Genomic DNA, 9,102 nt, shown 5'->3' with positions numbered 1-9,102 from the left:
CGAGCACGTTCTTCACGTTGCTCGGGTTGGAGCAGAAGATCTTGAAGGTGCCGGGTTGGGCGATCTCGCCGATGGCGATGTTGGCCGAGCCGGTGCCGTTGGCGGTGCCATCGGCGCGGCCCGACAGCACCGCCTCCATCACCTGCTGGGCGCCGGCGAATTTCAGCGGCTCCACATCGAGACCGGCCTCCTTGAAATAGCCCAGTTCGATGGCCGAATAGAACGGCAGGCCGGCCGCGATGGGCCAGTAGCCGATGCGGATCTTGGGGCCGGTCTGCGCGCGCAGCACGGCGGGCGCCCCCAGCAGACCCAGGGCGGCGCCGGCGGCACCGAGTTGCAGCATCTGGCGGCGCCGGGAGGTGGGGGTTGCGGCTTCTTGTTGCATGGCGAGGCTCCTGCGGGTTGAAAAGGTCTGGTGGGGGTTCAGGGAAAGGCGAGGCGGGTTGGCTCGGTGGTGGCGAGGTAGGCGCGCCAGCCACCCAGGTGGGTGATGTCGGCCGCGCCCTGGAGCGCCAGGGGCTCGCACAGGAAGCCCTGCACGCTGCTGCCGTCGGCGATCAGCAGGCTGCCGATGGACAGCGGCGCGGGCACCAGCGCGACGAAGCTGCCGTATTCGGAGAGGGGCATGTCCCAGACCTCGATCTCGATGCGTTCGCCTTCTCCGGGCACCACGCGCAGCAGCCCGGGTTTGGGGGGCGTGGTGCCGGGCAGCGCGTAGAGGCGGTAGACGGGCGCGGTGTGGGTGCGGCTGAGCAGGGTCGCACCGCGTTCGGTGAGCTGGCCGTTGAGCGGCATGCCGCTGAGGTGCGCGCCCACCACGGCCACCCGCACGCGCGGCGGCGCTGCAAGGGTCAGCCCCGCGATGGGCTGGGGCTCGGGCAGCGGCAGGCCGGTGGCGCCCTGGGTCAGGCCGGTGGCGTGGTGGTAGCGCTGGCCGAGCTCGGCCAGCTGCCAGTCGCTGCCGCAGCGGCCGATCAGGGTGATGCCGAACGGCAGGCCATCGGGCCGGATGCTGCTGGGCACCGAGAGCGCGGCGTAGTCCAGCAGGTTGACGAAATTGGTGTAGGCCCCGAGCTGCCGGTTCAGCACCACCGGGTCGGCGCGCATGCGCTCGATGGTGTGGTGGGTGGGCGCGGTCGGCACCACCATCAGGTCGATGCCGCGCCACAGCGGTTCGGCCTGCTGGGCCAGGGCCGCCAGGCGGGTCTGCGCCGCCACCAGATCGGCCGCGCTGTAGGGTCGGCCGGCGCCGACGATGCTGCGCACTGGCTCCATCACCTCGGCCTCGTGGGCATCAAAGAAGCTGCGGATGGCTTCGTAGCGCTGGGCCACCAGGGCGCTGCCGTAGAGCATGTCGGCGCAGGCCGAGAACACGCTGAAGTCGATGGGAACAGCCTCGCCGCCGAGGTCCTTCAGGCGCTGGACCGCCTCGTCAAACGCCGTGCGCGCAACCCCGTCACCGAAGAACTCGGGCGATGCCGGCAGACCGAAGCGGAAATGCGCACCGAAGGGTGCGCTGGCCAGCGACAGGGCGCGCGAATAGGGGTCTGCCGCGTCGTGCCCCAGCGAAGCGGCCAGCACCTGGGCGGCGCGTGCGACCGTGGTGGCGAAGATGGACACGCAGTCCACCGCCTGCGCGGCGGGCACCACGCCACGGGCACTGATGAGCCCACGCGAGGGCTTCAGGCCCACGATGTTGTTCAGGCCGGCCGGCACACGGCCTGAGCCCGCGGTGTCGGTGCCGAGCGCGAAGTGAACCTGACCGGTGGCCACCACATAGGCCGAACCCGAGCTGGAACCGCCCGACACATACAGGGGGTTGATGGCGTTGGGCACGGCGCCGTAGGGCGAGCGCGTGCCGTTCAGGCCACAGGCGAACTGGTCGAGGTTGGTCTTGCCGTGCAGCGATGCACCAGCGTCGAGCAGCTTTTGCACCACGCCGGCGTGGGCGGGGGCGGTGTAGGCGAAAGCCGGACAAGCAGCGGTGGTGGGCCAGCCGGCCACGTCGATGTTGTCCTTCACCGCGAATGTCAGACCGCACAACGGACCATCTTCCGTTGTTTGAACAGGCTTGAGCGGCTGGAAAAGCCACAGAGCGGATCGGTCCGGGTCTTGCACCATTTTGATTCATCCCATCTTGGATACAAGTAACGATGCAAGATGAATGCCAGAGGACGTCCGTGCAACGCCACCCTGGCCGCTGGATGAAAAAGGGGGGGGGAGAACCGGTTCCTCCTTGAGGCGAACCGTCGTTCCCGGGACGTGCCCTGACCAGCCACGGTCGAGCGACCGGTCTGGGTCGTCGAGCGGCCGATCAACGTGTGGCTCGGCGAATGGCCGGTGAGGGCGCTCGCGAACGTTCAGGTGAACACGAAGCGCAAAACATCGTTTTGGCGAAAGCGCCCGTGGCGGTTCTTTGAGAACGTGGAGTGATCAGGCCCCCGGTCTTCAAGGCCGAACCGGCAGAACCATCGGTAGGCCAGGCTGAGAGGGACCGCTTCTCGCCGCCGCCGCGCGGAGCGGATGCCCATGCAGTAGCCCACCACCAGCATGCGCACCATCAGTTCAGGACCCATCGAAGGTCGGCCGGTGCTGTAGAACGGGGCCAGGTGTTGGCGCGGTTCACCGAGATCCAGGAAGCGAGCCGTCCCGCGCAACGAGTGACCAACTCCTCTGACCTGCTGCGTGAGTCAGTGGCTTTTCCGAGGGTTGGCGCTGGTGTCGACGCTGTCACCATCGTCCAGCGCAGGGGGGCGCATCAGGTCGTCGTCAATGCCCATGACCGCGCTGGCCCGCTCAACCGCCCGCCACAGCAACGGCGGCATCTTCAAAATCTCGTCGGGCGTGTCGGCCTGTGCGATCCAGCGGCTGATTTGCTGGTGTTCGTCGGGGGTCAGCAATGCCAGGTTCAGCATCTCGTCGATGGTTTTCATGGGAGCTTCTCGCAAGTCTTGGTCAATGACGCCGATGCTGTCACACATCCGTGGCGCCGGACTTTCAGTCCAGCCCTTCAAGCCTACCCTTCATCGCAACCCCGCCTTCTTCAGCCGGTAGCCGAACTGTCGCAGCGTCAGCCCCAGGCTTTGCGCCGCCAGGGTCTGGCTGCCGTGGTGGCGCAGCAGGGCGTCTTGCAGCGCCTGCGGGCTGTGTGAGCGGCCGCTCAGGTAGTCGCGCACGTTGCTGGCCGGCAGGGGTTGGCCGTGCGGCGGTTCGGCCGCGGCCTGCGGTGCCCAGGCCTCGGGCATGAAGCGCTCCAGCGCCGCGGCCGTCACCAGCGTGTGGTCGGCCAGCAGCACCAGGCGCTCGATCAGGTTGCCCAGCTCGCGGATGTTGCCGGGCCAGTCGTGCGCCTCCAGCCGCGCCAGCGCGTCGGGCGCGAGGTGGACGTTGCGCTGGTGCGCCTGGTTGGCGCGGCTCACGAAATGCAGGGCCAGGGCGCGCACGTCTTCGCGCCGCTCGCGCAGGCTGGGCAGGCGGATCGGGATCACGTTGAGCCGGTAATACAGATCCTGCCGGAAGCCGCCGGCCTGCACCTCGCGCGCGAGGTCGCGGTTGGTGGCCGCCACCAGGCGCACGTCGATGCGGATCTCGCGCGTGCCACCCAGGCGCACCAGCGTGCCTTCCTGCAGGGTGCGCAGCAGCTTGCTCTGCATGGCCAGCGGCAGCTCGCCGATCTCGTCCAGAAAGATCGTGCCGCGGTGGGCCTGCTCGAACCAGCCCGCGCGCGCCGTGCTCGCGCCGGTGAAGGCGCCGCGCTCGTAGCCGAACAGCTCGCTCTCGAACAGCGTGTCCGGGATCGCCGAGCAGTTGACCTTGATGAAGGGCTGGTCGCGCCGGCCGCTGGCCAGGTGCACCGCGCGCGCAAACAGCTCCTTGCCGGTGCCCGATTCGCCCAGCAGCAGCACCGTGGCCTGCGACTGCGACACGCGCTCCAGCTCGCCCAGCGCCTGCAGCAGCGCGGGCGAGCGGCCGATCAGCCCGTAGCGCGCGCTGCCCACGTCGAGCGCGCGCTCCAGCGCCTCGTTGCGCGCGGCGAGTTGGCGCCGCTCTTCGGCCACCAGCTGCTCCAGTTGCAGCAGCTGGCCGGCCAGCGTGGTGAGGATGCGCAGCAGCGCCAGGTCGTCGTTCAGGTGCCGCTGGCGGCTGCGGATGCGGTGGCAGGCGAGCACGCCCACGGTGGCGCCGTTGACCTCGATCGGCAGCGCGATGAAGGCCACGGTCTGCGGCGGCAGCTGGGCGCGCGCCACGGTGCGAAAGAGGAACAGCGGCTCGGCGTCCACGTCCTGCACGATGGCCGGCAGCCCGCTGGCCAGCACCCGGCCGGTGATGCCCTCGCCCCAGCGGAACACGCCGCGCGCCGCTTCCTCGGCGGTGAGGCCGTAGGCGTGGCGGATCGAGGCGGTGCGTTCCGCGCCCGGCACCGCTTCGTCGGCCAGCACCATGCGCCCGCGGTTCAGGCCCAGCAGCTCGCTCATCAGGTGCAGCATCTCGCGCAGCACAAAAGCCGGCGCCAGGCTGCGGCCCACGAGCTTCATGACCTCGCGCATGAGCAGCAGCTCCTGGGCGTGCCAGTCGGTGCCGGGGGTGTCGGGGTCGTTGCGGTGGGGCGGCATGGGTTTGGGGTGGTTGGTGGACGCACAAGCAAACATCGCACCAGTGCCGTGCCTGGCGCCGTTGGCGGCTAAAATCACCCCCTCTCAAGGAGCGCTGCAGCGCCGGGGGCATCGGCCAGATGCCCGCACCCGGTGTCAGGCTTGAGACGTCGGGGCCACACGGTCCCGGCCGGTCGCACAGACCTGCAACGGCGCTCACCAGTTTTTGCCCGCAACCCTGGTGAGCCTCATGTCCGTTGTTTCCGATACCGCCGTTTCCCCTTCTTCGTCCGCCGCCGTGCCGCCCATGCTGCTGTCCGGCCTGGAGCCGCTGCGCATTGGCGAGGGCAGCCTGTTCGTCAACGTGGGCGAGCGCACCAACGTCACCGGTTCCAAGGCCTTCGCCCGCATGATCCTGAACGGCGAGTACGAGCAGGCGCTGGCCGTGGCGCGCCAGCAGGTGGAAAACGGCGCGCAGGTGATCGACATCAACATGGACGAGGCCATGCTCGACAGCAAGGCCGCGATGGTGAAGTTCCTGAACCTGATCGCGGGCGAACCCGACATCGCGCGCGTGCCGGTGATGGTGGACAGCTCGAAATGGGACGTGATCGAGGCCGGCCTGCGCTGCGTGCAGGGCAAGGGCGTCGTCAACTCGATCAGCATGAAAGAGGGCGTGGCCGAGTTCAAACGCCAGGCCGGTCTGGTCAAGCGCTATGGCGCAGCCGCCGTGGTGATGGCGTTTGATGAAAAAGGCCAGGCCGACACCTACGAACGCAAGGTCGAGATCTGCGAGCGCGCCTACCGCATCCTGGTGGACGAGGTGGGCTTCCCGCCCGAAGACATCATCTTCGACCCCAACATCTTCGCCATCGCCACCGGCATCGAGGAACACAACAACTACGCGGTCGACTTCATCAACGCCACGCGCTGGATCAAGCAGCACCTGCCGGGCGCCAAGGTCAGCGGCGGTGTGTCCAACGTGTCGTTCAGCTTCCGCGGCAACGACCCGGTGCGCGAGGCCATCCACACCGTGTTCCTGTACCACGCCATCAAGGCCGGCATGGACATGGGCATCGTCAACGCCGGCATGGTGGGCGTGTACGACGAGCTGGAGCCCGAGCTGCGCGAGCGCGTGGAAGACGTGGTGCTGAACCGCCGGCCCGACGCCGGCGAACGACTCGTTGAAGTGGCCGAGACCGCCAAGAGCGGCGCCAAGGACGAGAGCAAGAAGAACGAGTGGCGCGCGCTGCCGATCCGCGAGCGCCTGAGCCACGCGCTGGTGCGCGGCATGAACGAGTTCATCACCGAAGACACGGAAGAAATGTGGCGCCTGATCGAAGCCGATGGCGGCCGCCCGCTGAACGTGATCGAAGGCCCGCTGATGGACGGTATGAACGTGGTCGGCGACCTGTTTGGCCAGGGCAAGATGTTCCTGCCGCAGGTGGTGAAAAGCGCGCGCGTGATGAAGCAGGCCGTGGCCCACCTGCTGCCCTACATCGAAGCCGAAAAGCTGGCCCAGGCCGCCGCGGGGCAGGACGTGAAGACCAAGGGCAAGATCGTGATCGCCACCGTCAAGGGTGATGTGCACGACATCGGCAAGAACATCGTCACCGTGGTGCTCCAGTGCAACAACTTCGAGGTCGTGAACATGGGCGTGATGGTGCCCTGCCACGAGGTGCTGGCGAAGGCCAAGGAAGAAGGCGCCGACATCGTGGGCCTCTCGGGCCTGATCACGCCCAGCCTGGAAGAAATGCAGTACGTGGCCAGCGAGATGGAGAAGGACGCGCACTTCCGCGAGAAGCAGATCCCGCTGCTGATCGGCGGCGCCACCTGCAGCCGCGTGCACACCGCGGTGAAGATCGCGCCGCACTACAGCGGCCCGGTGGTGTATGTGCCGGACGCGTCGCGCAGCGTGAGCGTGGCGCAGGGCCTGCTCTCCGACCAGGCGGCGCAGTACATCGCCGAGCTGAACGCCGATTACGACAAGGTGCGCACGCAACACGCCAACAAGAAGCAGGTCACGCTGTGGCCGCTGGCGCAAGCGCGGGCCAACAAGACGCCGATCGACTGGACGGCCTTCCAGCCGGCGAAGCCGAAGTTCATCGGCAAGCGCCAGTTCAAGAACTTCGACCTCGCCGAGATCGCGAAGTACATCGACTGGGCGCCGTTCTTCCAGACCTGGGACCTCGCCGGCCCATACCCGGCCATCCTCACGGACGAGGTGGTGGGCGAGCAGGCGCGCAAGGTGTTTGCCGACGCGCAGGCCATGCTGAAGAAGATCATCGAAGGCCGCTGGCTCAGCGCCAACGGCGTGATCGGCCTCTACCCGGCCAACACGGTCCACGACGACGACATTGAGCTCTACACCGACGAGACCCGCAGCCAGGTCGCGCTCACCTGGCACGGCCTGCGCCAGCAGACCGAGAAGCAGGAGGTCGACGGCGTGATGCGTCCCAGCCGCTGCCTGGCCGACTTCGTGGCGCCCAAAGGCACGGCCGAAGATTACGTGGGCCTGTTCGCCGTCACCGCCGGCCTGGGCGCCGAGAAGAAAGAAAAGCAGTTCCTCGACGCGCACGACGACTACAACGCGATCCTGTTCAAGGCCCTGGCCGACCGGCTGGCCGAGTCTTTCGCCGAGTGCCTGCACCACCGCGTGCGCACCGACCTCTGGGGCTACGCGGCCGACGAGGCGCTGAGCAGCGAGGACCTGATCAAGGAACAGTACCAGGGCATCCGCCCCGCGCCCGGCTACCCGGCCTGCCCGGACCACTCGGTCAAGCGCGCGATGTTCGCGCTGCTGCAGGCCGACGACATCGGCATGGCCCTGACCGAGAGCCTGGCCATGACGCCGGCCGCCAGCGTGAGCGGCTTCTACCTGAGCCACCCGGACAGCACCTACTTCAACGTCGGCAAGCTGGGCGACGACCAGGTGCAGGACCTCGCCGCGCGCAGCGGCGTGGCGCCGGCCGAGCTCAAGCGCTGGCTCGGCACCAACCTCTGATGCGGTTTCGCCTTGCCGTGCTGTAGCACTGTCCGCGGCTTCGCGCCTTGTTCTACGCTCGAAGGCAAAGCCGCATGACCATCAGCCCATCGGGCTGAGCGCGATGGCTGCCGCCAGCCGGTGCTCGCCGCCCGGAGGCAGCGTGACCACCTCGTCCCCCGCGTTGGCGGTTTCCACGCAGGCGAAACGCAGGTAGTCGTCGTCCTCCAGGTCGGCCATGCTGGCCGCGAGGGTGGCCCAGGGGTTCCACACCACGGCGGTGTGGCTGCCCTCGGCGCGGATGCGCACCACGCGCTGCAGGGCACGGTCTTCCACCGCCAGCTCGGCCGGCGCGCCGGCGTAGATGCGGTCCACCTCGGCGGCAAACGCCACCGCGCCCGCCTGCGGCTTCACGGCCCCACCGGCCGCCTTGTCGGTGTAGTGGCAGCCGTCGAGCCCGGTCACCGTGGTCTGCGCGATGTCGCCCACCGTGAAATAGCTGTGCAGCGCCTGCGTGATGGCGAACGGCGTTTCGCCCGTGTTGCGCGTGGTCAGCGCCAGCCGCAGCGTGGCGCCCACGGTGATCTGCAGCGTGAGCTGGAAGGCGTGCGGCCAGATCGCCATCGTCTCGGGCGTGTCCATCAGATCCAGCGTGATGTGCGTGTCACCCTCGGGCGTGGTCGCCGTGTCCCGGACCGACCACAGCCGGGTGCGCGCCAGACCGTGCGAAGGCCGGCCCAGCCCCTGCGGGTCGGCGCCGAACCAAGGCCAGCAGATCGGCACGCCGCCCCGGATGGCCTTGCCGGACTGAAAGTGCGCCCGCTCGCTCACGAACAGCACGTCGGCGCTCGCGCCCCGCGGCCGGAACGACAGCACCTGAGCGCCGTGCAGCGACACCACCGCCTCGGCGTGGGCGTTGCGCACCTGGATCAAGGGCAGGCCGCCCCGCCCGGCGATGAAGCGCAGTTGATCGGCGATGGCGTGTTCGGCGTTCAGGTCTTCGAGCGTCATGGGGTCATTTCCTTCCCTTGCCGGCTGTTTTCCAGTAACCAAACTCGCTCTCGTGCACGTCGATGTCCAGCTCCATCACCCGCGCCTGCAGCCGTTCCTGCGCGTCGCTCACGGCCCGGTTGTAGACGCTCGGGCCAATTTCCTGCAGAAAAAAATTCAGCAAGCCGCCCGCGGCCACGTTGCCGATGGGCTCGTCCATGTGCTCGCGGAAGTAGCGTTCGATGGAGGTGATGGCCTGCTGCCGGGCTTCTTTGGGGAGTTCGATGGGCATGGTCGTGTGGGCTGGGTCGGGTTCGGCAGTATCCCGCAGGAGTGTGGTGATCCGCACACGGGCGTGGGCAGCGGCGCGCGCACTCGGTGGTTCACCCCGGCCGATGTGCTAAAAATTGTTTCCCATCACTGTGTGCAAGGTTTCCATGTCTGTCGTGTGTCCGTCTTGTGGCGTCGAGAACCGGGACAAGGCCCGGTTCTGCCTCGGCTGCGCGGTATCGCTGGACCCGCCTGGCGGGGCGCCCT

General features: G+C 68.2%; 8 protein-coding genes, 1 pseudogene and 1 riboswitch. Of the genes and pseudogenes, 2 read left to right on the top strand and 7 right to left on the bottom strand.

The genetic code is table 11. The features are described 5' to 3' along the window. The 5 genes and pseudogenes from IV088_RS17055 to IV088_RS17035 form a co-directional block, all read right to left on the bottom strand. A partial coding sequence (locus IV088_RS17055; protein ID WP_291104620.1) for an ABC transporter substrate-binding protein occupies positions 1–385 on the bottom strand: 385 nt, incomplete at its 3' end. A gap of 38 nt (positions 386–423) precedes the next feature. Continuing rightward, on the bottom strand, positions 424–2,121 hold the full coding sequence (atzF, locus tag IV088_RS17050) for an allophanate hydrolase (RefSeq protein WP_291104618.1): 1,698 nt from the start codon (positions 2,119–2,121) through the stop codon (positions 424–426). A 245-nt stretch (positions 2,122–2,366) separates the two neighbouring features. Next, a pseudogene (locus IV088_RS17045) lies at positions 2,367–2,642 on the bottom strand (transposase); the annotation flags it as partial. A gap of 48 nt (positions 2,643–2,690) precedes the next feature. Further along, positions 2,691–2,933, bottom strand: coding sequence for a hypothetical protein (locus tag IV088_RS17040; protein WP_291104616.1), 243 nt, complete (start codon positions 2,931–2,933; stop codon positions 2,691–2,693). Between the two features lie 90 nt (positions 2,934–3,023). Then, positions 3,024–4,613, bottom strand: a complete 1,590-nt coding sequence (locus IV088_RS17035) for a sigma 54-interacting transcriptional regulator (RefSeq protein WP_291104614.1) — start codon at positions 4,611–4,613, stop codon at positions 3,024–3,026. An 80-nt stretch (positions 4,614–4,693) separates the two neighbouring features. Further along, positions 4,694–4,817, top strand: a riboswitch (S-adenosyl-L-homocysteine riboswitch). A 25-nt stretch (positions 4,818–4,842) separates the two neighbouring features. On the opposite strand from IV088_RS17035, the gene metH reads away from it, so the two are divergent. Continuing rightward, positions 4,843–7,596: a methionine synthase gene (gene metH, locus IV088_RS17030; protein WP_291104612.1), complete on the top strand. Its 2,754-nt coding sequence runs from the start codon at positions 4,843–4,845 to the stop codon at positions 7,594–7,596. A gap of 81 nt (positions 7,597–7,677) precedes the next feature. Here metH and IV088_RS17025 read toward each other — a convergent pair whose 3' ends face one another. After that, positions 7,678–8,586 carry a D-hexose-6-phosphate mutarotase gene (locus tag IV088_RS17025; RefSeq protein ID WP_291104609.1) on the bottom strand — a complete coding sequence of 303 codons (909 nt, stop codon included), beginning with the start codon at positions 8,584–8,586 and terminating at the stop codon, positions 7,678–7,680. A gap of 4 nt (positions 8,587–8,590) precedes the next feature. Beyond that, the gene (locus tag IV088_RS17020; protein ID WP_291104607.1) at positions 8,591–8,857 is read right to left on the bottom strand and encodes a DUF2164 domain-containing protein; all 267 of its coding nucleotides are present in this window, start codon (positions 8,855–8,857) and stop codon (positions 8,591–8,593) included. 145 nt (positions 8,858–9,002) lie between these two features. Between IV088_RS17020 and IV088_RS26355 the strand changes: the two genes are divergently transcribed. Next, a partial coding sequence (locus IV088_RS26355) for a zinc-ribbon domain-containing protein (protein WP_367171597.1) occupies positions 9,003–9,102 on the top strand: 100 nt, incomplete at its 3' end.

This window comes from Hydrogenophaga sp., from assembly GCF_018780075.1.
Taxonomy (GTDB): Bacteria; Pseudomonadota; Gammaproteobacteria; order Burkholderiales; family Burkholderiaceae_C; genus Hydrogenophaga.
Note: the sequence above shows the minus strand (reverse complement) of the source record. Positions and strands in the feature narration are given on the sequence as shown.